This is a genomic window from Brevundimonas sp. (assembly GCF_035626535.1).
Taxonomy (GTDB): domain Bacteria; phylum Pseudomonadota; class Alphaproteobacteria; order Caulobacterales; family Caulobacteraceae; genus Brevundimonas.
Genome location: NZ_DASPNO010000091.1, coordinates 19425 through 43073 on the forward strand (window position 1 = coordinate 19425; position 23649 = coordinate 43073).

General features: G+C 67.6%; 22 protein-coding genes, 1 tRNA gene, 1 pseudogene and 1 riboswitch. Of the genes and pseudogenes, 12 read left to right on the forward strand and 12 right to left on the reverse strand.

The features are described from left to right. The first annotated feature begins 280 nt into the window (after positions 1-280). Positions 281-1705, forward strand: a complete 1425-nt coding sequence (locus tag VEC04_RS13675; protein ID WP_324777548.1) for a putative 2OG-Fe(II) oxygenase — start codon at positions 281-283, stop codon at positions 1703-1705. Beyond that, positions 1702-2424, forward strand: coding sequence for a 2OG-Fe(II) oxygenase (locus VEC04_RS13680; protein ID WP_324777549.1), 723 nt, complete (start codon positions 1702-1704; stop codon positions 2422-2424). Before VEC04_RS13675 ends, VEC04_RS13680 begins: the two co-directional genes overlap by 4 nt. Before the next feature lie 64 nt (positions 2425-2488). Here VEC04_RS13680 and VEC04_RS13685 read toward each other — a convergent pair whose 3' ends face one another. From VEC04_RS13685 to cpdR, 5 genes and pseudogenes are all read right to left on the reverse strand, one after another. After that, positions 2489-5536, reverse strand: a complete 3048-nt coding sequence (locus tag VEC04_RS13685; protein ID WP_324777550.1) for a TonB-dependent receptor domain-containing protein — start codon at positions 5534-5536, stop codon at positions 2489-2491. Between the two features lie 643 nt (positions 5537-6179). Continuing rightward, positions 6180-6885: pseudogene (locus VEC04_RS13690) on the reverse strand (IS6 family transposase). A 415-nt stretch (positions 6886-7300) separates the two neighbouring features. Beyond that, positions 7301-7375 (reverse strand) — tRNA-Val (locus VEC04_RS13695). A 91-nt stretch (positions 7376-7466) separates the two neighbouring features. Then, positions 7467-7895 (reverse strand): hypothetical protein, encoded by a 429-nt coding sequence (locus VEC04_RS13700; protein ID WP_324777551.1) that lies wholly within the window; start codon positions 7893-7895, stop codon positions 7467-7469. Then, entirely contained in the window at positions 7892-8248 is a 357-nt protein-coding gene (cpdR, locus tag VEC04_RS13705) for a cell cycle two-component system response regulator CpdR (protein WP_056616494.1), read from the reverse strand. The genes VEC04_RS13700 and cpdR overlap by 4 nt, the downstream gene beginning before the upstream one ends. A 138-nt stretch (positions 8249-8386) precedes the next feature. Between cpdR and VEC04_RS13710 the strand changes: the two genes are divergently transcribed. Continuing rightward, positions 8387-9253, forward strand: coding sequence for an N-formylglutamate amidohydrolase (locus VEC04_RS13710; protein ID WP_324777552.1), 867 nt, complete (start codon positions 8387-8389; stop codon positions 9251-9253). Positions 9254-9487: 234 nt separating this feature from the next. Here VEC04_RS13710 and VEC04_RS13715 read toward each other — a convergent pair whose 3' ends face one another. Then, positions 9488-10186, reverse strand: coding sequence for a DUF599 domain-containing protein (locus VEC04_RS13715; protein WP_324777553.1), 699 nt, complete (start codon positions 10184-10186; stop codon positions 9488-9490). 136 nt (positions 10187-10322) lie between these two features. Between VEC04_RS13715 and ppa the strand changes: the two genes are divergently transcribed. Together ppa and VEC04_RS13725 are read left to right on the forward strand one after the other, a co-directional pair. Beyond that, on the forward strand, positions 10323-10880 hold the full coding sequence (gene ppa / locus VEC04_RS13720; protein WP_324777554.1) for an inorganic diphosphatase: 558 nt from the start codon (positions 10323-10325) through the stop codon (positions 10878-10880). A 122-nt stretch (positions 10881-11002) separates the two neighbouring features. Further along, the gene (locus VEC04_RS13725) at positions 11003-11707 is read left to right on the forward strand and encodes a Crp/Fnr family transcriptional regulator (RefSeq protein ID WP_324777555.1); all 705 of its coding nucleotides are present in this window, start codon (positions 11003-11005) and stop codon (positions 11705-11707) included. Positions 11708-11722: 15 nt separating this feature from the next. Here VEC04_RS13725 and VEC04_RS13730 read toward each other — a convergent pair whose 3' ends face one another. After that, positions 11723-12901, reverse strand: coding sequence for an acetyl-CoA C-acetyltransferase (locus VEC04_RS13730; protein WP_324777556.1), 1179 nt, complete (start codon positions 12899-12901; stop codon positions 11723-11725). Positions 12902-13094: 193 nt separating this feature from the next. Between VEC04_RS13730 and trhA the strand changes: the two genes are divergently transcribed. From trhA to VEC04_RS13755, 5 genes are all read left to right on the forward strand, one after another. Continuing rightward, complete coding sequence (gene trhA, locus VEC04_RS13735) at positions 13095-13796, forward strand: PAQR family membrane homeostasis protein TrhA (RefSeq protein ID WP_324777557.1); 702 nt, start codon at positions 13095-13097, stop codon at positions 13794-13796. Positions 13797-13853: 57 nt separating this feature from the next. After that, positions 13854-14453 (forward strand): polyhydroxyalkanoate synthesis repressor PhaR, encoded by a 600-nt coding sequence (phaR, locus tag VEC04_RS13740; protein ID WP_324777558.1) that lies wholly within the window; start codon positions 13854-13856, stop codon positions 14451-14453. A gap of 2 nt (positions 14454-14455) precedes the next feature. Then, entirely contained in the window at positions 14456-14824 is a 369-nt protein-coding gene (locus VEC04_RS13745) for a hypothetical protein (RefSeq protein ID WP_324777559.1), read from the forward strand. Between the two features lie 160 nt (positions 14825-14984). Continuing rightward, positions 14985-15114: riboswitch (yybP-ykoY riboswitch) on the forward strand. A gap of 155 nt (positions 15115-15269) precedes the next feature. Then, entirely contained in the window at positions 15270-15833 is a 564-nt protein-coding gene (locus VEC04_RS13750; protein WP_324777560.1) for a TMEM165/GDT1 family protein, read from the forward strand. Between the two features lie 56 nt (positions 15834-15889). Next, positions 15890-16309, forward strand: coding sequence for a hypothetical protein (locus tag VEC04_RS13755; RefSeq protein WP_324777561.1), 420 nt, complete (start codon positions 15890-15892; stop codon positions 16307-16309). Here the strand turns inward: VEC04_RS13755 and VEC04_RS13760 are convergent. Next, positions 16306-17103: a metallophosphoesterase family protein gene (locus VEC04_RS13760; protein WP_324777562.1), complete on the reverse strand. Its 798-nt coding sequence runs from the start codon at positions 17101-17103 to the stop codon at positions 16306-16308. The two genes, VEC04_RS13755 and VEC04_RS13760, sit on opposite strands and share 4 nt — an antisense overlap. Further along, positions 17087-17866, reverse strand: coding sequence for a hypothetical protein (locus VEC04_RS13765; RefSeq protein WP_324777563.1), 780 nt, complete (start codon positions 17864-17866; stop codon positions 17087-17089). The genes VEC04_RS13760 and VEC04_RS13765 overlap by 17 nt, the downstream gene beginning before the upstream one ends. 140 nt (positions 17867-18006) lie before the next feature. Between VEC04_RS13765 and VEC04_RS13770 the strand changes: the two genes are divergently transcribed. Beyond that, a complete protein-coding gene (locus tag VEC04_RS13770) occupies positions 18007-20187 on the forward strand; it encodes a hybrid sensor histidine kinase/response regulator (RefSeq protein WP_324777564.1) in 2181 nt (726 codons plus the stop codon). On the opposite strand, the gene VEC04_RS13775 is transcribed toward VEC04_RS13770, so the two are convergent. From VEC04_RS13775 to VEC04_RS13785, 3 genes are all read right to left on the reverse strand, one after another. Further along, positions 20184-20834 (reverse strand): glutathione S-transferase family protein, encoded by a 651-nt coding sequence (locus VEC04_RS13775; protein ID WP_414642682.1) that lies wholly within the window; start codon positions 20832-20834, stop codon positions 20184-20186. The two genes, VEC04_RS13770 and VEC04_RS13775, sit on opposite strands and share 4 nt — an antisense overlap. 144 nt (positions 20835-20978) lie before the next feature. Continuing rightward, positions 20979-21572: a phage tail protein gene (locus VEC04_RS13780; RefSeq protein ID WP_324777565.1), complete on the reverse strand. Its 594-nt coding sequence runs from the start codon at positions 21570-21572 to the stop codon at positions 20979-20981. Positions 21573-21583: 11 nt separating this feature from the next. Continuing rightward, complete coding sequence (locus VEC04_RS13785) at positions 21584-22180, reverse strand: phage tail protein (protein WP_324777566.1); 597 nt, start codon at positions 22178-22180, stop codon at positions 21584-21586. 365 nt (positions 22181-22545) lie between these two features. On the opposite strand from VEC04_RS13785, the gene VEC04_RS13790 reads away from it, so the two are divergent. Then, positions 22546-23592 carry a ribonucleotide-diphosphate reductase subunit beta gene (locus VEC04_RS13790; protein WP_324777567.1) on the forward strand — a complete coding sequence of 349 codons (1047 nt, stop codon included), beginning with the start codon at positions 22546-22548 and terminating at the stop codon, positions 23590-23592. The last annotated feature ends 57 nt before the right edge of the window (positions 23593-23649 follow it).

Sequence of the window (23649 nt, forward strand, 5' to 3'; positions counted from 1 at the left end):
GAGTCGAGAGCAGACGGTCGGCCAAGGGTGGAGAGCGGACCTTGCGGGACTAAGGTAGGTAGATGAACCGCTTTGGTCATCTGCCTCCTCGGCGGCCTTGGCGCCAGCCTGCGCGACAGCGCAAGATCGTCTCGCCAGCGCCCGGTCGTTACGGATGTGAAGATCCGCTGTCGGCACGGGCTGGCGTCCCGACTATCATCATCCGAGCTTCGCTAGGTGGGAACGCATGGTTCGAGACTGGTACAGCGAGATCGCACAAGCGCGGGCAGAGCGCTGGGCGATGGCGGCGCGGCGGCTTTCCCCAGCGTTGTCTGACCCGGCCGCGCCGGATGAGGCGCTCGCGCTTCTCGTCGGAGCCCTGAGGGCCAGCGACAACGCCGCGGGGGCCGTGCCGGCTCTTGAGCTCCTCGTGCGTCGCCGTCCCGGCAGTCCCGTAGCCGAGCACAACCTTGCGGCGGCGCTGGGTGACTGCGATCGTGCCGCTGAGAGCGAGCAGGCGGCGAGGCGAGCCTTGGCGAAGGGTGGTCGGGCGCCTGAGACCTGGCTGGTTCTCGGACGATCACTGGTGGCCCAGGGACGCCTTGATGAGGCCGAGGCGGCGCTGCGTTCAGCGTTGGCCTCACGCGCCGACTTCCTCCCCGGCTTCCGCGACCTCGCCCAGCTGATGTGGATGCGTCACGGCGACTTGGACAGGCTGACGCCGGTCCTGTCGCCGCTGGCCCGCTTCGCGGAGGCGCGGGAGGATGCGGCCCTGCTGCTGTCCTCGATCCTGCGCGACACCGCTGGGGACCGCGCGGCATTGGATGCTCTGGCGTCATGGGTGGAGCGCGGATCTGCGGAGACCATGCTGGCCGCCGCCGCCGCGGCGTCAGGGTTCGACCCTGCACTTGCCCTCGACTACGCTCGCCGGGCCTTCGCCGCGGCGCCGTCTGATCCGAGGACGTGCGTAGCTGTCAGTTCGGCCCTGATCGCCTGCGGTCGGCCAGATGAGGCGATCGCCGGGCTGGAGGGGCATCTCACGCGCGATCCCGGGGACCAGTACGGCCGCGCGCTGCTGCTGACTGCTTGGCGGATGACAGGAGACTCGCGGGCGCTGACGACCGAGCACTATCAGCGGCTGGTACGTGTCTATCGACTCGGAGGAGACGCCGCCGATCGCGCCGGGTGGCTGATGCGGACGGCGGGCGCGCTTCGACGATTGCATCCGTTTCGCGCTCATCCCTTCCAGCAATCGGTGCTGAACGGAGCACAGTCGCGGATCGATCCTCGCGCCGCGGGAGACGCCGACATCGACCGGCTGTTCGAGGCGCTAAGGGATCCGATCGCGGCGTATATCGCCGAGGTTCAGCCCGAGTGGCTCGGGCGACCAGCCGGCGGAGGATGGCGCATGAGCGGCGCGTGGTCTGTCAAGCTGGGCGCCGGCGGGCGGCACACCGACCATGTCCACCCACGGGCCTGGGTTTCCTCAGCGGTCTATTTGGAGACGCCGCCCGAAATTGCAGCCGGCGGCCGCGCCGGCTGGCTCCGATTCGGCGCAGCACGCATAGGAGGGGTTTTCGGGCTGCCAGCAGAACACTGGGTTCGCCCGGAGCCAGGTACGCTGGTGTTGTTCCCTTCCTTTCTCTGGCATGGAACCGAGCCGTTTAGCGGACCGGGCGAGCGGCTGACCGTCGCCTTCGACCTCCAGCCGGGGCAGACCGGATGATCCGGGAATTCGTCATTCACCCCTTGCTCGACGCCCGCCGATTGGAGCCCGTCTTCAACCGCTCCGGGCGGCTGCATCTGCCGGGCTTCCTGACTTCGGCGGGGGCGGAAACGCTGGCCGCTGCCGTGGCGGGCGCTGAAGGGTGGACCGTGTCGACGATGGGCGGTGGTTCGACGATCGATCTCTCCGCCGAAGCATTCGCGTCCGCAGACGCGGCGACAAAGGCGGCCCTCATAGCCTCCGCGCATGGCGAGGCGCGAACCGGCTTTCACTACATGTTCGAAAGCCTGCGCATCAGCGACCATGCTGAGGCCGGTCTCCCTTTGTCCCCCACGCTGAAAGCGTTGTACGCGTGGCTGAACAGTGAGCCCTTTCTTTCCTTCGCCCGCGAGATCTCAGGTGACGCGGAACTAGCCTACGTCGACGCGCAGGCCACTCGCTACCGGCCCGGCCATTATCTGAACGAACACGACGACGACAAGCCGGGGGCCGGCCGTCGCCTCGCCTATGTCCTGAACCTGACGCCGGTATGGCGGCCGTCATGGGGCGGGCTGCTGGCCTTTATCGATCCCGATGGACATGTCGCCGAGGCGTATACACCAGCCTTCAACGCCCTGAACCTGTTTCGCACGCCCCAGCCCCACATGGTCTCGCAGGTGACCGCCTTCGCCGGCGCGTCGCGACTCTCGGTCACCGGCTGGATTCGCACTGGACGTTGAAATTGATAGAGAAACGGCGGGGCCAAAGCCCCGCCGTCCTTTTGCCTCGTCCCGAAAACCGCGATCAGAACTTGGCGGTCAAGCCGATCGAGTAGCGACGACCCAAGGTGTCGTAGGTCGACGGGTCGGTATTGGCCTGCACCCCCGGCGAATAGACCGCCGGCTCTTCGTCCAGCAGGTTGTTGACCGTGGCGCGCAGGGTGACCGAGTCCGTAATCGCCCAGCTGCCGTTCAGGTCAAAATAGTCCTTCGACGGGATTTCGACCGAGGTGCCGAATTGGATCATCTCGCCGATGTGGCGCCAGCGGGCCCCGAAGGCGAAATCACCGTTACTCCAGTTGACGGACGTCAGTGACTTCCATTCAGGGAAGGTGTTGCCGAAGACGCTGTCGATCGTGCCGGTCCGGTTGATGAACGGACCGCCAGCGGCGTCTTGGCGCTCCCGGTTTTCAAGCCAGCCGACGATGACGTTGAAGTTCAGGTTGCCCCAATCGGGCGCTCCGATGTCGGCCAGCACGAAATTCCAGTCGAACTGGGCGTCGACGCCGGAGGTCTTCAGCGTCGCCAGGTTGCCATTGACCTCACGCGCCTGGTTGACGTTCCCCGTCAGCGGATCCCGCACGAACAGCTGGCAGTAGCCGTTGTTTGGATCATAGGTCGGATTCTGACCCTGGGCGTTGAAGCAGCCCTGCAGCTGGGCGGAAGCGCCGATGGTGCCGATCACGTCCGCGATCTCGATGTTGTAGTAGTCGATCGAGGCCGAGAAGCCCGACAGCCACGGGCTGTCCCACGGCGAGGTGACGACCATACCCGTGGTGAACGAGTCTGAGGTCTCCTCAGTCAGATTGGGGTTGCCGCCGGTGATGCCTGGTACCTGGTTGTTGGTGAAAACATAGGTGTCGATGGCCCCCGGCGAGATGCCCTGAGCCAAACAGAGACTGCGGACCGCTGCCGCATTTGGACCCAGGCGGTAGCTAGAGCGGACGTCGCACGGATCTCCCGACAAGCCAGTGGCCGACGGCGCCCCCACGCTCGGGAAGCTGGTGTTCACCGGAGCGAACAGCTCACCGATCGACGGCGCCCGAACAGCGCGCTGAACGCCTCCGCGGAAACGCAGGAAGTCGAACATTTCCCAGTCGAGATCCGCCTTGTAGGCGTCGACCCAGCCAACGGTGTTGTAGTCGGACACGCGGTAGCCGAGGTTCAGGTCCAGCTGTCGGATGAACGGCACATCGGCGATCAGCGGCACCAGAAGTTCGAGGAAGAATTCGGTCGAGTTGGTGTCGCCCGCGAGCGGCTGGCTTGGGTTAAAGCCCGCGATTTCCGAACCGCCGGTCGAGCCGCCGTCCGGACGGACGACGATCGGGTTGATCCGCGCCAGCGAGGCGTCGGGCCTGAAGACGAACGTGTCTTCACGGTACTGGACGCCGCCGGCGAAGCGCAGGTCCCCTGCCGGCAGATCAAACAAGCTGCCCTGAAGCGAGGCCTCGACGACGGTCTGTTCCTGCTCGGTGACGTTCTGGGCGGTGCGGCCGATGTAGGCGACGCAGGCCGGCGACAGCTCGGTCTCGCCGAACGGGTCGAAGCCGCCCGCGCACAGCGACGCTCCACCATCGGGCGCGTCCAGAAGGGTCTGGACCGACGAACGCGAGACGTTACCGCTCTGGACAGTCACGCGCTGAACGCGGCCAAACTGGCCATAGATGTCGTAGGTCCAGTCGCGCAGGCCGACCAGATCGCCACGGACGCCGACCGTGCCCTGATAAACTTCATAGTTCTCGTTGGCTCGACGGCCGCCGAGCGCGTTGAAGCGCTTGTTGAGCAGGAACGAACCGGTCGGGTTCGGCCGAGCGTTCAGGAAGGCCCTCAGATCCGTCGGAATGAACGGATTGGTCACTGGAACGCGGAAGCCGGTCGCCGGGACATTGCCGGCTGCCGGGCTCGCCGCGAGCTCGTTGGCTGAGGTGTATTCGGTAAACAGCAGGTTGGCGTAGACTTCGGCCGCCGGGTTCAGCTCATAGGTCGCACCGACGTAGGCGTTCCAGCGATCGAGCCCCAGCTGCATGAGATTGAGCGGGCCGGTATTGTAGACGTAGTCGCTGACCCCCGGATTGGCGAAGCCGTCGTAGTCGATGCCGCCGGGGCTCTGGAAGTTCAGCGTCCGGACGTAGCTGAAAAGCGAGCCGTCGTTGTTGAAGCCGAACGCACCTGTATTCGGCAGGGTGGCATCGCCGAAGTAGGCCCGCACGAAGGCCAGGTCCGGCCGGTTGTTGGAGTCGAACGTCGTGCTGCCAAGCGGTGAGGTGCCCGAAGGCCCGGAAACCGACGAGAAGTCGCGTGCAGCGTTGTAGATTTGCTCGCGGGTGGAGCGGCCCAACGAAAGGACCACGTTGCCGCGACCATCAGCGACGTCGCCTCCGAGCGTGAGGGAGTAGGATTCGGTGGCGCCGTCCTGTCGATCGGTGACGCCGTATTGTGCGTCGACCTGAACGCCTTCGAAGCTGTCGTTGAGGATGAAGTTCGCGACGCCGGACAGGGCGTCCGAGCCGTAGGCCGCGGAGGCGCCGCCTGAGATGACCTCAATGTTCCGGATCAGCGGGGTCGGGATGATGTTGATGTCGACGGTGCCGTCCGAGTTCGACGGCACCACGCGGCGACCGTTCATCAGGACCAGCGTACGCTGTGTGCCGAGGCCGCGCAGGTTGATGTTTGCCTGACCGCCGTTGGACGGGTTGTTCGAGGTCGAGTTGATCGACGGCACGAATTGGGGGAGGTCGTTGATTAGAGTGTCGATGGTGACCGAACCGGTCGCCTGGATGTCCTCCGTGCCTACGGTGACGATCGGGCTGGTCGAGACATAGTCCTTCCGGGCGATACGCGAGCCGGTGACGACGATATCGCCCAGATCGCTGGCTTGTTCCGCGGGCGCGCCCGGATCTTGCACGGCGTCCTGCGCGGAAACGCTCGTCGCGGACAGCGCCACGACGGCCATGACCCCGCCCAGCATGGTCGTTCGCAACAGCTGCTGCCTGCTCCCGTATGCGTACATTTGTCGTTCTCCTGATGAGGCGTCCCGTACCCGAGGTCCCTCCCCGCCGGGCGCCTGCGCCATAACAGGCGGATTTCCGAGATCTGTCATTCAAAGTTACGCGAACGTAATGAATGGGGCGCGGTCTTGTCACGTTTTGGCCACAGTCCGGCCGATCTGCCTCGAGGGAGGTGCTTCTCAAGGACGCGCATGGCTGATATTGTGGCAAAGGCGTGTCCATGAGGCCGTCTGCGGTCCGGTCGTGTCGGCCCCAATCACACGGCTGGACCGCTCTCGGCGCCGGCTGCAGACAGTTGTGTGAGACGGAGCGCGAAACTGGGTGATCGGCAGGAGTGCGCCTGCTTTGTCACGCTGCTTATACCCCGCGGCTCCTTGCCGAGGTTCCACGAAGAGTCGATCGACATCAGTCGGGTGACACGCCCGCTACACTGTGCCGAAGTCAGTCCGCCCCGGCGCCTTACCTCGTCATAGAGGTGGAGGACGCCCTCGAGATGCCGGAGCAAATCGATCTCAACGCGCGCTCGACCGCGGCGACACCGACCTCAACGAGGACGATGTCGAAGCTCTGCAAAGGCGGTCGGCCAAATCCAGAAGCGCCTGCACCATGGCATCCGGCCGTTCCGCATCGCGCTGATCAACGCAGCCAAAGGTGCTGTCCAACGTCAACTAGTCTCCACTAGCCGCAGGTAGGGCAGGGGCGCGGAGCCTATGCGGCGAGGGTCTTCCACTCAGCCAGGGCGGCTGCTCTTTGGGCCTTGTAGGTCTCTCGACTGATGAGGTGGCGGTCCTGGTTGAAGTGGTTGTGAAAGGCGGCGTGGACGGAGCTGAACTTCTGCTGCGTCTTCATCTGCCGGAACCTCAGCATCGCCCGCTCTCGTCGTCGGAAGGGCAGGTGTGAGTTCTCAACCCTGTTGTTGGCCCAGCGACCCACCTCCTGCTTGTCGGCGTTGCCGAGCTCCATCATCGCAGCCTTGTAGGAGCGCAGGCCGTCAGTGGTGATCGCCTTCGGTCGGCCGTGGCGCTTCATCAGCTTCTTCATGAACTTCAGTGCCGCCGGCTTGTCTCTGGTCTTGCTGGCGAAGGACTCCAGCACCTCGCCCTCGTGATCCACGGCACGCCAGAGGTAGTGCATCTCGCGATTGATCTTCACGTAGACCTCGTCGAGGTGCCACCGCCAGTGGGTGAAGGCACGCATCTTCTGGACCCGCTTCCTGCGGATCGTCGGCGAAAATTGGACCGAACCGGTTCCACCAGAGCCGGACGGTTTCGTGGCAGATGTCGATGCCGCGTTCGGCCAGCAGGTCTTCCACCTTCCGCAGGGACAGCGGGTACTTCACGTACATCATCACGACAGTCCGGATGACTTCCAGCGAGCTGTCGAAGTAGCGCAACGGGTTGGTCGATTTGGCCATACGGCCACGCTAGGTGGGCGGGGATTACCGCGCAGCTAAGTTTGGGCTGACAAAGCCCCGCCCGATCACTGACCCTGCCCAACACTTCTACAAGCTCGCGGTCGGTCGCCATCATCTTCACCGGCTTATGGACCGCTACCCATCGCATAATGAGGACTGGCGGGTGCTGAACGACGCCGCGGAGGCTTTGGATCGGGCCGCCATTCAGTTCGGCCTCGGCGCTCAATGGTGGTGGCCAGCATCTGCTTCTGGCGGCCGCACACCCCCGCCAACTGGGATGCCGCCATGGTCCGGTCGGGGTGAAGGCTGGTCTCAGGGAGTAGAAATTGCCGTTGGTGGACACCGTCACGCGGTCGAAGCTGGAGTCCATTCTGGGAACCCCCGATGGGCCGTCTTTCTAACTCATTGAAAAGAATGGTGGACGCGACAGGGATTGAACCTGTGACCCCTACGATGTCAACGTAGTGCTCTCCCGCTGAGCTACGCGTCCGCCTTGACGGTCCCCGGCAAGCCCGGGAACGGGAAGGCGCGGTCTATAACCCGATGGCCTCGCGGACCGCAAGGGCGAAACGCGTCGGGCTTCAGGGCCGGGCGCCCCCGACGTTGTTGGCCGCGATCTCGGCGATCGCGGCGTCGAAAGACGCAGCGGTGCCCGCCGAGCGGCTCAGGAATTCGGGCACGTCGCGGACCACGGCGTCGCAGCGGGTTTCGATCGCCTGCTTCAGGGCGATCACGTCGGCCGTGGCGTGGAAGGACTCGATGAGGGCGCCGATTTCCGTCTGGCCGTCGCCGATGCCCAGAGTGATTTCCGCGGCCAGTTCGGTCTCCTCGCGTTCAGGATGGCGGGCCGCATAGGCGTCGCCCGCGGCGATGACCCGTTCGCGGCTGGTTTCCCAGCCGAGTTCCGCGCAGAAGCCGGCGTAGACCGAACTGCGGCCGAGCTCGCGGGCGCTGGGCTCCGGCGGAGCGGCGGGAAGGACGAGGGCGGCGGCCAGCAGCAGGCCGATCACGCCGCCACCATCCGTTCGACTTCGCCGACGAGATCACGCAGGTGCACGGGCTTGGACAGGACCTTGGCCTGCGGGCTGGCCTGGGCCGCCGACAGGGCGACGGCGGCGAAGCCGGTGATGAACATGATGCGGATGCCCGGCTGGCGGGCGGCGGCGACCCGCGCCACCTCAATGCCGTCGGCGCCCGGCATGACGATGTCGGTCAGCAGCAGGTCCCACGGGCCCTGGTCGAGGGCGTCAATGGCGTCGTCGCCATTCTCGCAGTCGACCACCGAATGGCCGGCCCGCTCGAGCGCCCGCGTCAGGAATCCCCGAAGCGAATGATCGTCCTCGGCCAGGAGAATGCGCGCCATGAAATGTCTTCGCCCCGTCTTGTTGGCGTGACGCTACGACCCGATCGGTAAACCCGCCATGAAAATCCCCGGTACGGCGAAGCGGCGGACGCGCGCGAACCTGTGGATCGATGCGCGAAACACGCTATGGGATCGGCCATGGCGGACGGTCCCGAACACAATGCAGGCGAGGCGGCGTTCACCGTCGTTCTGCCTCAGATTCCGAGCCGGTTCGTGTTCGCCTCGCCCCATTCGGGCGACCGCTATCCCCTGGACATGGGCGCCGCTCCCGACGTTGCGCCGGCCAGCCTGCGCAGCGCCGAGGACGCCCTGGTCGACCGGCTGATCGCGCCCGGCGCGGAACGGGGCGCCGCCCTGATGCTGGGCCGGATCGGCCGCGCCTATGTCGATCTGAACCGCGACCCTGACGATCTCGACCCCGTCCTTGTCGAGGGGCTGGAGGGCCGGACCCCCTCAGCGCGCACCACGGCCGGTTACGGCGTCATTCCGCGCCTGACAGGCGATGGGCGCCCCCTCTACGACCGGCGGCTGGGGTCCGGCGAGGCGGCGGCCCGCATCGCTCACGCCCACGCGCCCTACCACGCGGCGCTGGAGGAGCTGATGCGGTCGGCTCACGCCCGTCACGGCGAGGCCGTGCTGGTCGACTGGCATTCGATGCCGGCGCGGGCGACGCAGGGGGTCGGCGGCGCGCGCGGGCCGGACGTGGTGCTCGGCGACCGCCACGGTTCGTCCTGCGCCGCGGCCCTGACCCGCCGGCTACGGCGGGCCTTCGAGGCGCTGGGCTGGCGGGTGGCGCTGAACCAGCCCTATTCCGGCGGCTGGACGACGCAGCGCTGGGGGCGGCCGGCGGAGGACTTTCACGCCGTGCAGGTCGAACTGAACCGCGCCCTCTATCTCGACGAGACGACGCTGCAGCCGGGCCGCGGCTGGTCGCGCTGCGCCGCCGGCGTCGCCCGCGTCATCGACGACCTGCTGGGCGACCACCTCCCCCTCGGCCGGACATAAAAAAAGCCGCGCCCGAAGGCGCGGCATAAAAGTCTTTAGGGAGGAAACGCCCAGGAAGGGCATGACGCCGCGAGGGCGTCGAAGATCAAGCTAGTGTGCACTGCACAACGCGTCAACCGCAGAGTTCGCACCTGCGTTCACGCCTTGTAACGGCAAGTTTGCCCCAGCCGACGCCGGCGTAACCGATTTCACGGGTGAACTTCACCTCCGGCGGTGCGCGTTGCGAAACGGGCTTCAGGATTGCGGCAGGTGCGGCTCCAGCAGCCGCCGGGCCGCGCGCACCGCCCGCGCCGCCGGCGAGGCCGCCTGACGCCAGACCAGCAGGCAGAACACCGCCGCCACCCCGATCGCCAGCCACAGCGGCCCGAACAGCCATGCAGCCGCCGCCAGGGCGAAATAGTAGCCCCGCACGCCCTGGCTGAAGGCGCTCAGGGCCGGGTTGAGCAGATTGGCCGCCGCCTCGCCCAGCGCCACCCGGTCCGCCTCGGTGTGCAGTTCCGGCGCCGCCCCGATCAGGGCGAGGGCGTAGTTCATCTGGCGGATCGACCAGATGAAATCGAGCAGGCCGCGCGCCAGGCAGAGCAGCACCAGCGCCAGCTTGGCCTCCAGCAGCCGCGTCGGCGCCGGCTCCGCCCCGACGGCGGCGACGCCCTGCAGCGCCTGATCGCCGCCGAACAGCACGCTGGCCACCGCCGCGATCAGCAGCAGGTTGGTCGAGGCGAAAAAGCCGCCGGAGTTGATGGTGTGGCCCATCAGCTGGCTGTCGACGATCCGCACCTCGCGGTGGGTCATGACCATCATCCACGCCCGCCGGACCACGAGCATGTCGTCGTTCAGCGAACCGCTGCGCCGCGCCAGCACCGCCAGCAGCGGACCGTAGCCCAGCCAGCACAGGAAGAAGAACGCCAGCGCCAGGCCTTCGAAGATGCTCATGACCGCTTCCCTTCAATCCCGCCGTCTGTGGTGGCCCGGGGAACCGTCCGGGGCAAGTCCGCCTTGCTTCCGGCAAGTTGCGCGCCTATCACCCCCGCCTCCCCGCTACCGCACTGCACCATAGACGAGTCCCGTCATGAACATCGACGCCATTCCCGCCGGCCCCAACCCGCCCTGGGACGTCAACGTGGTCATCGAAATCCCGCAGGGCGGCCTGCCGGTGAAATACGAGATGGACAAGGCCTCCGGCGCCCTGTTCGTCGACCGCTTCCTGCATACCGCCATGTACTATCCGGGCAACTACGGCTTCATCCCGCACACGCTGTCGGACGACGGCGACCCCTGCGACGTGATCGTGCTGAACCCGACGCCCGTGGTGCCGGGCTGTATCATCCGCTCGCGGCCGATCGGCGTGCTCAAGATGGAAGACGAGGCGGGCGGCGACGAGAAAATCCTCGCCGTGCCGGTCGACAAGCTGAACCCCTACTACACCGACATCGCCAGCTACCGGCAGTTGCCGACCATCCTCGTCGAGCAGATCGAGCACTTCTTCACCCGCTACAAGGATCTGGAGAAGGGCAAGTCGGTCAGGGTCAAGGGCTGGGGCGACGCGGGCGAGGCGGCGGAACTGATCGCCGCCGGCATGCGGGCGCATCAGGAGAAGCTGAAGTCGAAGGCCGCCAACGCCGCCTGAGGCCACGCTTGTCGCAAGAAGCAGGGAAGCGCAGAGTGCTCTTCCTAACAGGGCCGACGCCTCGATCCGGCTAAGTCGATTTCCGGCGGACGGATCAATCCGCTTTCCCCTAATCGGCGAAAATGCCTTCGGCCACGCTTCGCAATCACCTGCTCGACCGTCTGACCTCTGTAGACCGCGCCGCGGTCCTCACCGCCTCGACCCCGTTCGAGTTTGAATTGGGTCATGTTTTCTCCGAAGCCGGAGACACGGTGGCCCACGTCCACTTCGTCCTCAGCGGCATCATCTCGGCGGTCGCCGACATGCAGGACGGCCGCACCGTCGAGACCTTCATGGTTGGCCGCGAAGGCGTCACCACCCCCGGCGCCATCAATGTGCCGGTGCGGACCTACTCCCGGCTGGTGGGACAGTCGCCGGGCGAGACCCGTCGGATCGAGGTCACTCGCCTCAGGGCCCTGTGCGACGAACGCCCCGACCTGCGCATGGTCGTGGCCCTCTACGCCGCCGGCCTGCAGGGGGAGCTCGAGCAATCCGGCGCCTGCAACGCCCTGCACCGCGCCGACCAGCGCTTCGCCAAATGGCTGCTGCGCTGCCATGACCGGCTCGACGGCGACACCCTGCACCTGACCCAGGAATATCTGGCCAGCCTGCTCGGATCCCAGCGCACCACCGTCAACGAGGCCGCCCAGGGCCTGCAGAAGGCGGGCGCCATCAGCTACTCGCGCGGCCGGGTGACTATCCTCGACCGCGGAGCGCTCGAACGGGCGGCCTGCGAATGCTACCCCAACGGCCGGCGCGACAGCGTCGAGATACCCGAGCCGGAATAGCTCACGGGAATCGGCTCAGGGCCGCGCGACGCACATCGCCACGCCCATGCCGCCGCCGATGCACAGGGTGGCGAGACCGCGCTTCGCATCGCGCCGCCTCATCTCGTGCAGCAGGGTGGTCAGGATGCGCGCGCCCGACGCCCCGATCGGATGGCCGATGGCGATGGCTCCGCCGTTGACGTTCACCTTCGCCGGATCGAGCCCCAGTTCCTTCAGCACGCACAGCGACTGCGCCGCGAAGGCTTCGTTGGACTCCACCAGATCGAGGTCGGCGACACTCCAGCCGGCCTTCTCCAGCGCCTTCCTCGACGCCGGGATCGGGCCCGTGCCCATGATCGCCGGATCGACGCCCGCCGTCGCCGAGGAGACGACCCGCGCCAGCGGCTCCAGCCCGCGCGCCTTCGCCTCGTCCGCGCTCATCAGCACCAGCGCCGCCGCACCGTCGTTCAGCCCGGACGCGTTCGCCGCCGTCACCGTCCCTTCCTTCAAAAAGGCCGGGCGCAGCTTTTCCATCGCCTCCAGGGTGGCGCCGTGGCGAACGTATTCATCGGTATCCACGACCACGTCGCCCTTCTTCGAGGCGATGGTCACCGGCGCGATCTCGGCGTCGAAGCGCCCGGCCTTCTGGGCCGCCTCGGCCTTGTGCTGGCTGCCCACGGCGAAGGCGTCCTGATCGGCGCGGCTGATCTGGAAGCGTTCGGCGATGTTCTCGGCCGTCTGGCCCATGTGATAGCCGTTAAAGGCGTCCCACAGCCCGTCCCTGATCATGGTGTCGACGAAGGACAGGTCGCCCATCTTCTGGCCGGACCGCAGATGCTGGGCGTGGGGGGCCTGGCTCATGCTCTCCTGCCCGCCCGCGACGACGATGCGCGCGTCGCCCAGCGCGATCTGCTGCGCCGCCAGGGCCACCGCCCGCAGGCCCGAGCCGCAGATCTGGTTCAGGCTCCAGGCCGGGACCTCCTTCGGGATGCCGGCGCCCATGGCCGCCTGACGCGCCGGCCCCTGACCGGCGGCCGCCTGCAGCACATGGCCGAGGATGACCTCGTCGACCTCGCCGGCGCCGACGCCCGCCCGCTCCAGCGCGGCCCGGATCGCCACCTCGCCCAGCTTGGACGCCGGAAGGGACGACAGGGCGCCGAGAAACGACCCGACCGGCGTGCGCGCCGCGGAGACGATGACCACTTCGACAGACATTTGACTGACCTCGGGGAAGCTGCCCTACGAAGGGGGAGGCGTTAGGCCGCGGGAAAGAATTCGTGCCGTTTCTGCCGCATCCCCGAGCTTTCGTCACCTCGGAACCGCTGATTCAGCGGATGGTCATCGGGCCGCACGCACAGTGCGGGAACGAAAACGGAGCGAAAGGCTTGATGGGGCCATGCTCAAACGGATGAAGACGATACTCGGCCGGGTCTGCGTTCCGGACGAGCTCGATATGATCGAGCACTACCGCACTCCGGCCGAGAAGACGGCCGATCTGGTCGTCCACGTCGTCGGTCTGACGCTGGCGGCCGTGGGCGGGATCGTCCTGGCTGTGCTGGCGGCTCTCTATTCCGGCGTCGGCGCCGTAGTGGCCACCGCGGCCTACGCCCTGTGCCTGATCGTCATGCTATCGGTCTCGACCATCTACAACCAGACCCGCCCCTGCGCCGCCCGCCCCATCCTGCGCCGCATGGACGAGGCCGCCATCTTCCTGATGATCGCCGGCAGCTACACCCCCTTCACCACCCAGCGGTTCGAGGGGGCCTGGGCCGTCGGCTTCACCCTGCTGGTCTGGACCGTGGCCCTCGCGGGGGTGTTCGTGAAACTGATCGCTCCGCGCCTCTCGGACGCCTTCTGGAGCGCCATCTACATCGGCTTCGGCTGGCTGGCGGTCATCGCCCTGGGGCCGATGATGGACACCGTCCACCCCATCGCCCTCGCCCTGCTGGTCGCCGGCGGCCTGATCTACACGGCGGGCGTCTTCGTCTTCATCAGCCCGAAGGTGAAGTTCCGTCGCGCCATCTGGCACGGCTTCGTCGTCACCGGCGCGATGACGCACTGGGCCGCCGTGCTGGTCGGCGTGGTTCTGGCCCCCGCCGCCCTCGGCTAGACATTCCCCTCCGCAGCGCAGCATAGTGCGGCGTTGCAACAGGATCGGGGACCGCGCGTGGCCGACAAGAAGCCCGGAGCCGGCGAGACCGTCGTCATCAAGAAATACGCCAACCGACGGCTCTACAACACCGCCACCTCCGCCTACGTCACCCTCGAGGACCTCGCCCGGATGGTGCGCGAGGGCACCGAGTTCGTGGTCTATGACGCCAAGACCAACGACGACCTGACCCGTCAGATCCTGACCCAGATCATCTTCGAGGAAGAGAGCCGCGGCGAGGCCCTGCTGCCCGTCCAGTTCCTGCGCCAGCTGATCGGCTTCTACGGCGGCCAGATGCAAGGGGTCCTGCCCTCCTATCTCGAGATGTCGCTCGACAGCTTCGCCCGCCAGCAAGAGCAGATGCGCGGCCAATTCACCAAGGCCTTCGGGGCCGCGCCCGGCGCGGGCCTGCTCGACGAGGCGGTCAAGCGCAACATGGCCATGTTCGCCGAGGCCATGAAGATGTGGCCCGGCTTCAACGCCGCCGCCGCCGCCCGTCCCGCCGCCGCCCCGCCGCCGGAACAGGCCGCCGACCCGCTGGCGGAGATGCGCCGCCAGATGGACGAGATGCGCGCCCAGCTCGACAGGATGTCGCCGCCGCCTGGCAAGGCGGGCTGACGGTGTCGGACGAGGTTCGCCCCGTCGGTCCGGTGCAGGGCCGCGAGGACCGCCGCGAGCGCGACCGCCGCGCCGCCGAGCGCCGCACCGCCGCTGCCGCCGATCCGGCGTCGACCTCGCGCGACCTGGTCCCGACCGACTTCCCCGCAGACCCTGCCGGGGCCCCGGCAAGACCTGCCCCAACCGCCGGCGCCGACGCGGCGGCCGCCGCCTTCGCCGCCCAGGTCATCGGCCAGAGCGGCCAGCGGCGCGGACTGAAGGGCGGCCCGCCGGTGCTGGACGCGGCCCGCTCCACCTATCTGGGAAACGCTTACTCCGGCGCGGCCGAGCGCCGTCCGAAGCCGGGCAAGGCGACCGACACCGACGTCTGATCTCGCGGCACGGTCCTTGCTGACGACAGGCTGAAACGCCTCCGTCCGGGACCGCCGCCATGCTGACCTTCCTCACCCGAACCATCGACGTCACCGTTGTGGCCCTGATCTTCGTCGCCTTCAGCTGAGCTTGCGCCGGCGTTCCGGCGCCGCTAATCACCCGCCCGTCATCGGGGAGTAGCCGCCCGCAGATCCCGGCGGGGTTCGCGTCAACACACTTCCTCTCCCGGAGAGGATGGCGCGAAAGGTTTCCAGTGGCCCTATGGCGCGCACGCGGTGCGCGCCGACTTGAGGGCGTCGTCCTCAAGCAGCGAGCGCCCGCGGCGCGAGCGAGAGGACGCTGCGAAACATGGCAAGACCGCTGGCATTCGCAGGGGATTTCCACGCGGAGCCCGGCTGCGAACGCCACAGGTCTGTCCGCCGAGGCTCCGCGCACGAAGACGAATTGAACGCCTTCCTGATCTCGACCGGCCTCGTCTCCATCGCGGAAATCGGGGACAAGACCATGCTGCTGGCCATCGTGCTGGCCGCCGCGTGGCGGCGACCGCTGCCCATCCTGCTCGGCATCCTGGTCGCCACCTTGGGCAATCACGCCTTCGCGGCGCTCGCCGGCACGGTGCTGGGCCGTTTCATGGAGGGCGACTGGGTGCGCTGGGTCATCGGCCTGGCCTTCCTCGGTTTCGCTGTCTGGGCCCTGATCCCCGACCGCTTCGACGAACAGCCCGACACGACCGAAAAGACCTTCTCCGGCGTGTTCTGGACAACGACCGCGGCCTTTTTCGTCATCGAGATGGGTGACAAGACCCAGGTCGCCACCGCCGTCCTCGCCGCCCAGTTCCAGTCCCTGCCGCTGGTCGTCGCAGGCTCCACGCTCGGCATGATGCTGGTCAACGCCCCCGCCGTGGTGCTCGGCGAGGCGGCGGCGTCGCGGCTGCCGCTGAAGTGGATCCGGCTCGCGGCCGCGGCCGGATTCGCGGTGACGGGCGTCTGGGTGCTGATCACCGGCTAGAGTTGGCTACGGCGGGCGCTGACGGCTAGGCTTCGGTCCATCGGGAGGACGATGTGATGGGCGACTCTGTCTGGCTGACCCTGGCTCTGCCGCAGTGGTTTTTTCCGACGATCCTTGCGCCCTTCTCGGCCGGCCCTCTGACCCTGATCCCGGCGGCCGGCGTGCTGGCCCTGCTGGCCGGTCTCGGGCTGGCGGTGCTGCGTCGGCGGCGCGAGGCGCTCTGGTTCCTGATCCCGGCCGCCGCCAGCCATGTCCTTGTCGCCGTCGCCGGTCTGATGAGAGGCGACCTCGGCCAGGACGCATCGAACGCCGTTCTGCTCACCTTCCTCGCGGCCCAGCTCGTGTTGTGCGGCGGACTGATCTGGCGTCTCAAGCGGGCCAGACCCGAGGCCGGCCTGCTGTTCGTGTTCGCCATGGCCTACGCGTTGTTCGCCGCCTTGATCGCCGCCATGTCCTTCACCGACGTCTGGCTCTAGACCTCGAACACCCGGTAGGGCCTCTCGCCCAGCGTCCGCAGCACCGGCAGGGCGACATTGTAGACGGGCGTCCCCTTGTTGGTCCGCCCCTCGGGCTGGCCCCTGTGGGCATGGCCGTGCACCACAAGGCTGATGTTGTCGTAGCGGTCGATGGTCTCGCCGAGCCGCGACGAGCCGAGAAAGGCGTGAATCTCCGGCGGCTCTCCCATCACCGTGTCGACCACCGGCGAATAGTGCAGCAGCACCACCGAGCGCTCGGTCCTCAGCATGCGGATCGAGTTCTCGATGTGGTTGGCGTCCTCGACCGCCTCCTGCACGAAGGCCTTGATCGCGGCCTCGCCGAACGGGCTCAGCATGTAGCGGCCGAAGCCGCCGATGAAGCCCTTGCCGCCGGCGAATCCCACGCCCTCGATCTCATAGGCCTGGCCGGTCAGCATCCTGACCCCGGCGTCGCACAGCATCTCGGTCACCAGCTCAGGATGGCCGCACTCGTGCTCATGGTTGCCCAACACCCCGACCATCGGAATCTGGCAGCCGCGCAGGTCCTCCAGCAGGATTTCGACCTCGCGCGCCTTGCCGAAATTGGTCAGGTCGCCGCACAGGCAGAGCACGTCCGCCTCCTCATGGACCCGGTCGAACAGTTCGCGGTGGGGCCGTTCATGGGCCTCGCCGACATGCAGGTCCCCGACCGCGGCCACCCTCAGCTTTTTCGCCGGCCCCGGCTCGAGGCCCGGCTGGGGCGTCTGCGGATCGGGATGGCCGCTGCCGTTCGGCGCGTCACCGGATGGATTCATGCCGCTCCTCCAGTCCCTTGCCGACGACGTCGCCGAAGCCCCATTCCCGGATGTCGGCGATATAGTCTCGGGGGCTGAACAGCCGTCCGCGGCAGACCTTGACCCGGGGGGCCGGCAGATCGACCTGGGCACGCAGCCGCTCGGTCAGTTCGGTCATCAGCCAGCTGGGGACGCGGTCCCGCTCCGTCGGATAGGCGAAGCGGAAATTGAGCAGGTGTGCCATCAGCACCTCCCAGTAGAGGTCCATCTGGTCGAGCAGGAATTTCCAGTCTATGGCCTCCGACTGCTTCAGGATGACGTGGTTCACGTCCGCCCCGTCGAAGCGGTAGCGGTCCTGGATGAACACCTTGGACAGGATCAGCGCCGTGGGCGGCGTGATGCCCACCTGATGGCCGTAGACGTCGATGGTGTCATCGCCGAACCAGCTGTCGTTTACGGCGATCGTGCCGTTGGACATGGCGAAGATGACGTCGAAGAAGAAGCGGTCGTCCTTCCACACCTTGGCGATCCAGCGCTCGTCCTCGACGTCGGTGCGATAGCCGCGCGCCTGAAAGAAGGCGAGGATGCGCGGATAGTCCCCGGGCTTGCAGAAGACGTCCAGGTCCTTGGTCGGGCGGCGGATGCCGGTATAGGCGGTCACCGCATAGGTGCCGGACAGCAGGAACGGGATGCCGCTGTCCTTCAGCAGGCCCAGCGCCTCCTCGTAGAAGGCGACGGCGTCCTCCGGCGGATCGAAGCTGGGGTCGGCGACGGTGTCTGACATGGTCCGGACCCTCGGGGGCGAGGGTTTGGAAACGGTCGCGGTTGCTCGCCGGTTCCTTGGCCGCCGGCGCCCATGCATCTGATTTGTTTACGGGTCGGCTCTAGACCGGAGGCTTCGATGGTGGCCGGGGAGGGGTCCGCTTGAAAGGTCGTTGGCGTCTGTTCAGACACGATGCGGGTCGCGTCGCCGGCCCGCCCGCCCTGGCCTATGTGGTGCTCTACGGCGCCGCTCTGGCGGTCGGCTACTGGACCATGGCGCGGTTCGGCACGGCGACCGTCTGGCTCGCCAACGGCGTCGTGACCGCGGCCCTGCTGCAGCTGCACCGGCGCCCCGCCCTGGCGGTGCTGGCCGCCTGCGCGGCGCTCGACATCCTGATCAACAACCTGCGCGGGGCCTCCGCCTTCTATGTTGCGGCCAACGTCGTGCTCAACCTCGGCATGGCGGTGGGCGCCGCCGTACTGGCGCGACGGGTCTGCGGGGCGGCCCTCGACCTGCGCCGTCCGGGCCGCCTCGCCCGCTTCGCCCTGCTGGCCGTGGTGCCCGCAACGGTCCTCGCCGCCTCGTCGAGCATGGCCGTGCTGGCGCTCATGGGTCCCCCGAAATCGTGGGCGATGTGGCTGTTCGAGTTCGAGAACTACGTCGCCATCGAGGTGCTGGGCCTGCTCCTGGTGACGCCGATCCTGCTGCTGCTGGCCCGCCGCCATCGCTTCGCCGGCGCGACCCGCGCATCCAGCGCCGGGGGCCTCGGCCTGATCGCACTGATGCTGGTCGTGACCGGCCTGGTGTTCTGGCAGGATCACGCGTCGCTGATGTTTCTCGTCTTCCTGCCGATGACGCTGATCGGCCTCCGCCTGTCGCCTACCTGGTCCGCCGCCGCCTTGATCGGCCTCGCCATTCTCAGCGGCGCGGCGACCCTGATGGGCCATGGACCGGTGCACCTGACCCGGCTGGCCGACCTGCCGGGCCTGGAGGGCGTCGCCCCCATGATGCGCAACCTTGGCGTCTACAACCTGTTCCTGCTGGCCATAGTCATCACCATCCTGCCGATCAGCACGGTGATGACCGAGCGGCGCCGGCTTGAAGCCCGGCTTCGCGCCCGCACCGCCGCCGCCCAGGAAGCCCGCCGCGTGGCCGAGAACGCCGCCGCGGCCCGGTCGCGCTTCCTGGCCATGATGAGCCACGAGATGCGCACCCCGCTGAACGGCGTCGCCGGCTTCGCCGACCTGCTGGCGACCCGGTCCGACCTCGACGCCGAGGCCGTGCGTCAGGCGCGCCAGATCCGCGAGTCCAGCGACGGCCTGCTGATGCTGGTCGAGGACATTCTGGACTTCGCCCGCGGCGACGACACGGTCACCCCCGAACGGCTGGACCTCGCGGCCGTCGCCCGCGAAGCCGCCGCGCCGAGCCGTGCGGAAGCCGAGTCCCGCGGTCTCGGCCTGACCATCGACGACCGGCTGCCGGCCCGCTCCCGCTTCAACGGCGACCGCCGCGCCCTGCGCCAGGCCCTGCATCCGCTGATCGCCAATGCGGTGAAATTCACCGCCGAGGGCGAGGTCTCGATCCGCCTCGACTGGGTCGGCGAAGGTGTCGCCATCCGCGTCTCCGACACCGGCTGCGGCATCGCACCCGACCACCACGCGGAGCTGTTCGAAGCCTTCTCCCAGGCCGACGCCTCGACCAGCCGCCTGCACGAAGGCGTCGGCCTCGGGCTGGCCCTTGCCGCCCGCCACGTCCGTCGCCTCGGCGGCCGTATCGAGGTGGAGAGCCGCGCCGGCGAGGGCTCGACCTTCACCCTGCATCTGCCGCTGACCCGCGTTCCGGACGCGCCGGCCGAAGCCGCCGCCGCTGTCGTGGACCCTGATGCCGCCACGGCGCCGACGGCGGACGTCGCAACCGGGGAGCCGTCCCGCCCGCCGCGCGTGCTGGTGGTCGACGACCACCCCGTCAATCGCGAGGTCGCCCGTATCATGGTCCAGGCCTTCGGCTGCGAGGTGGTCGAGGCCTGCGACGGCCACGAGGCGGTGCACGCCGCCGGCGCCCACACGCTCGACCTCGTGCTGATGGATGTGCGCATGCCCCGCATGGACGGCCTCGAGGCCACCCGCCGCATCCGCGCCCTGCCCGACGACCGCGGGATCGTGCCTGTGGTCGCCATGACCGCCGACGCCATGCCGGAGGACGTGGTGCGCTGCCTCGCCGCCGGCATGAACGCCCACCTGCCCAAGCCGGTCAGTCAGGCCGCCCTGTTCGCCATCGTGTCGCGCGCCCTGGCGGGGGATCTGCCGGCGGTCGCCGCCCGCGTCGAACCGGCGGCCGCCTAGCCGGCGTAATCGCCGACGAACGCAAACCGCCGGCGCCAGAACTCCTTCAATTCCGGCAGGGAGTCGACCCGCCGCATGACCTCGCCCATCCGGGGGGCGACCTCGTGGAAGCGTGAGCGGTGCGGCGTCCAGCGGCTGGCCACGGCGACATACAGGTCCAGCACCGTCAGCTCCGGCCCGAGCAGGAAGCGGTCCGGCGTGATCTGGCTTTCCATCCGGCCCCAGCACTCGGCGATCCGCTCCGCCGTCCGCGCCTTGAGTCTCGCCTGCGCCGCCGGGTCGTCGCCGGCCAGCCGGCTGGGGTCGTCGCGGACCCAATACATCGAATAGATCGAGGCCGGGACGAAGGTCATCCAGCGCAGGAACTGCGCCCGCCGCGGATCGCACGGCTCCGGCCCCAGCGCCGCCTCCGGGTGCTTTTCGGCCAGCCAGATCAGGATCGCCGCGCTCTCTGTGATCGTCTCGGCCTCGGGGGTGATCAGCGCCGGGATCTGCCGCATCGGATTGACCGGCGCGACCTTGTCGCGCTCGGCCTCGCCTTCCCAAGTCACCGCCTTGATCACCTTGAACGGCGCCCCGATCAGCGTCAGCGCCGCTTCGACCGGAACCGAGCCCGAGCCGGCCGCGCCATAGACTGTGTAGGTCATGTCGATCTCCTCCCGGCCTGTCTGCGCCTCAACGCACGGCGGCGCCCGCGAGATTTTCGCGGCGAGGCATAAGGGAGGCTTTCGTCGGACCGGAAGGCCCTTTCCGCCCCCAGGTGCTCGTCGCGGGGCGGAAAGGGCGGAGGCTCAGGGGCGCGACGGGAAAACGCCGGTGAGGGCGATGCACCAGTTCGTGGAAAGCACGGGCGACTGGGTCGGCACCGGCGTCCCCGCGCCGGCGGGAGCCGCCATGCCGGGGTTCATGGGCGTGTCGGGGGTTTCGGAGCTGGTCCCATAGATCGGCAGGCCCGCGGGGAAGATACCCATCATGGAATTGACCGGGCTGTTGGACACCGGGCCCGTGGGATCCGCGAAGAAGGCGTGGTCATGCGCCGGAAGCTGGGCCGTGGTCAGGGTCATCGACGACTGGCCGGTGGTTCCTCCGATGGGCAGGCTGTCGCTCTGGTGGACCGGCGCCCGGTCGCGCAGATCGGGCAGGGCGAAGGTGACGCGGCCGTCCCCGCCGTAGGTGGTGCCGAGCAGTGCGAACAGGGGCGTGTTCCGGGTGATCGACATCAGCTGGCCGTTTGCCGGGGCCCAGTCTTTGGGGCACCAGTCCGTGCCGAATTGCTGGAGTTGGCCGACATAGTATTCGAGGGTCTGGGCCCGGACGCCGGTGTGGGCGCCGAGCGCGGCGAGGCCGAGGACGGCGGCGATCGCGTGACTTCTGAATCGGGTCATCGTTCGTCTCCTCAAGACCGGCTCGGATAGATGCCTTCGGTGGCCACGCACCAGGTCATGGCCAGGACGGGGCTCTGGGTCGGCACGGGCTGATTTCCGCCGGCGTACCCGATGATGCCGGCGTGCATCGGCACGTCGGGCGTGGCCGTGTTGGGCGCGTAGATCGTCTGGCCGTCCGGGAAGGTGCCCAGCAGGGCGCCGGTCGGGTCGTTGGTCCCGGTCGGCTGGGTGGTGCCGAATACCGTATGGGTATGGGTCGGCATCTGATTCACGGTGAGGGTCACGCTCTCCGATCCGCTCTGCGTGCCGATCGGATTGCTCGAGGACCAGCTGACGGGCGCCCGGTTCCGCAGGTCCGGCAGGCCGAAGGTCGTCTGGCCATCGCCGCCGTAGGTCGTTCCATAGAGGGAGAAGAGGGAGCTGTTCTGGGAAATGGCCATGAGCTCGCCATCCGCCTGCTCCCAGCCTCTCGGGCACCAGTTCATGGCGAAAAGGGAGACCTGGCCGAGGATGGGTTCCGACTGGGCGGCTGCGGGCGCGGCGGCGCAGAACAGGGCCGCGCCGGAGGCGGCGGCGGCGGCCAGGCCGACGGATTTGAAATGAATCATGACTCACCTTTGCTGATTGAACAGGTCATCACGTGCCCCGGAGCGGCCGCAGGCAGGCTTGGTAAGGTACGACTCTCCCCCAGGTGCAGGCGCGGTCCGCTTGGCGAACCCCGCCCCCAGTTCCACACTTAAGGTTGCAGAACCACTCACATAACAGTGATCTTAACGCGCATTTACCCAACCCGGGGGACCTTGGCGACCATCTCCTTGATCCCCAGCTTCTCCCCAGAAGTCTTCGGCTCGCCTACCACATCTAGCGGTCGCGAAAAATGTGATCGCAATATAGCCGCATTTCGGCTTGGCGCCGGGGCCGCTCGCCCGCATGGTGAACATCACCTTCCGGATTCGCCGACAGAGTTGCCTCGATGAACGCGCACGCCCCGATCCTGACCTCGACCCCCGGACTTCTGACCGCCTCGGCGGCCTACAAGCCGTTCCGCTACCCGTGGGCGTTCGACATGTGGAAGAAGCAGCAGCAGGTCCACTGGATGCCCGAGGAGGTGCCGCTGGGCGAGGACTGCAAGGACTGGGCGGCCAATCTGACCGACAGCGAGCGCAATCTGCTGACGCAGATCTTCCGCTTCTTCACCCAGGCCGACATCGAGGTCCAGGACAACTACATGGAGCGCTACGGTCGGGTGTTCAAACCGACCGAGGTCAAGATGATGCTGGCGAGCTTCGCCAACATGGAGACCATCCACATCGCGGCCTATGCCCTGCTGCTCGAAACCATCGGCATGCCCGAGAGCGAGTTCGGCGCCTTCATGGAATACGAGGCCATGCGGGACAAACACGATTTCATGGGCCAGTTCGGCGTCGAGACGAACGGCGACATCGCCCGGACGCTGGCCATGTTCGGCGGCTTCTCCGAAGGCCTGCAGCTGTTCGCGTCATTCGCGATGCTGATGAACTTCCCGCGCCAGAACAAGATGAAGGGCATGGGCCAGATCGTCTCATGGTCGGTGCGCGACGAGAGCCTGCACTGCGAGGGCATCATCAAGCTGTACCACGCCTTCAACAAGGAGACGGGCGCGGTGACCAGGGCCGTGGCCGACGACATCGTCGAATGCTGCAAGACCGTGGTCGAGATGGAGGACAAGTTCATCGACCTGGCCTTCGAGATGGGCCCGGTCAGCGGCATGACTCCGTCCGACATCAAGGCCTACATCCGCTTCATCGCCGACTGGCGTCTGCGCCAGCTGCACCTGCCCGAGGTCTACGGCGTCAAGGAGAACCCGCTGCCTTGGTTGCAGTCGATGCTCTCGGGCGTCGAGCACGCCAACTTCTTCGAGGCCCGCGCCACCGAATACTCCAAGGCCGCCACCAGGGGCTCGTGGCACGGCGCCGCCGGCGTCTGGGACAGCTTCGACGCCATGATGAAGAAGCGGGCCGCGGAGGGCGCGGAGGCCTGATCCGGGCCGGCCGCGCCGGTTGATACAATCGCTACAGATTGGCGCGGGTAGGCTCGG

Excerpts from the sequence above, each read along its gene's own strand:
- VEC04_RS13675 (WP_324777548.1), top strand. The coding sequence starts at position 281 with ATGGCGGCGCGGCGGCTTTCCCCAGCGTTGTCTGACCCGGCCGCGCCG.
- VEC04_RS13680 (WP_324777549.1), top strand. The coding sequence starts at position 1,702 with ATGATCCGGGAATTCGTCATTCACCCCTTGCTCGACGCCCGCCGATTG.
- VEC04_RS13685 (WP_324777550.1), bottom strand. The coding sequence starts at position 5,536 with ATGGCGCAGGCGCCCGGCGGGGAGGGACCTCGGGTACGGGACGCCTCA.
- cpdR (WP_056616494.1), bottom strand. The coding sequence starts at position 8,248 with ATGGCGCGCATTCTCCTGGCCGAGGACGATCATTCGCTTCGGGGATTC.
- VEC04_RS13710 (WP_324777552.1), top strand. The coding sequence starts at position 8,387 with ATGGCGGACGGTCCCGAACACAATGCAGGCGAGGCGGCGTTCACCGTC.
- VEC04_RS13715 (WP_324777553.1), bottom strand. The coding sequence starts at position 10,186 with ATGAGCATCTTCGAAGGCCTGGCGCTGGCGTTCTTCTTCCTGTGCTGG.
- ppa (WP_324777554.1), top strand. The coding sequence starts at position 10,323 with ATGAACATCGACGCCATTCCCGCCGGCCCCAACCCGCCCTGGGACGTC.
- VEC04_RS13725 (WP_324777555.1), top strand. The coding sequence starts at position 11,003 with ATGCCTTCGGCCACGCTTCGCAATCACCTGCTCGACCGTCTGACCTCT.
- VEC04_RS13730 (WP_324777556.1), bottom strand. The coding sequence starts at position 12,901 with ATGTCTGTCGAAGTGGTCATCGTCTCCGCGGCGCGCACGCCGGTCGGG.
- trhA (WP_324777557.1), top strand. The coding sequence starts at position 13,095 with ATGAAGACGATACTCGGCCGGGTCTGCGTTCCGGACGAGCTCGATATG.
- VEC04_RS13755 (WP_324777561.1), top strand. The coding sequence starts at position 15,890 with ATGGGCGACTCTGTCTGGCTGACCCTGGCTCTGCCGCAGTGGTTTTTT.
- VEC04_RS13760 (WP_324777562.1), bottom strand. The coding sequence starts at position 17,103 with ATGAATCCATCCGGTGACGCGCCGAACGGCAGCGGCCATCCCGATCCG.
- VEC04_RS13765 (WP_324777563.1), bottom strand. The coding sequence starts at position 17,866 with ATGTCAGACACCGTCGCCGACCCCAGCTTCGATCCGCCGGAGGACGCC.
- VEC04_RS13775 (WP_414642682.1), bottom strand. The coding sequence starts at position 20,834 with ATGACCTACACAGTCTATGGCGCGGCCGGCTCGGGCTCGGTTCCGGTC.
- VEC04_RS13780 (WP_324777565.1), bottom strand. The coding sequence starts at position 21,572 with ATGACCCGATTCAGAAGTCACGCGATCGCCGCCGTCCTCGGCCTCGCC.
- VEC04_RS13785 (WP_324777566.1), bottom strand. The coding sequence starts at position 22,180 with ATGATTCATTTCAAATCCGTCGGCCTGGCCGCCGCCGCCGCCTCCGGC.
- VEC04_RS13790 (WP_324777567.1), top strand. The coding sequence starts at position 22,546 with ATGAACGCGCACGCCCCGATCCTGACCTCGACCCCCGGACTTCTGACC.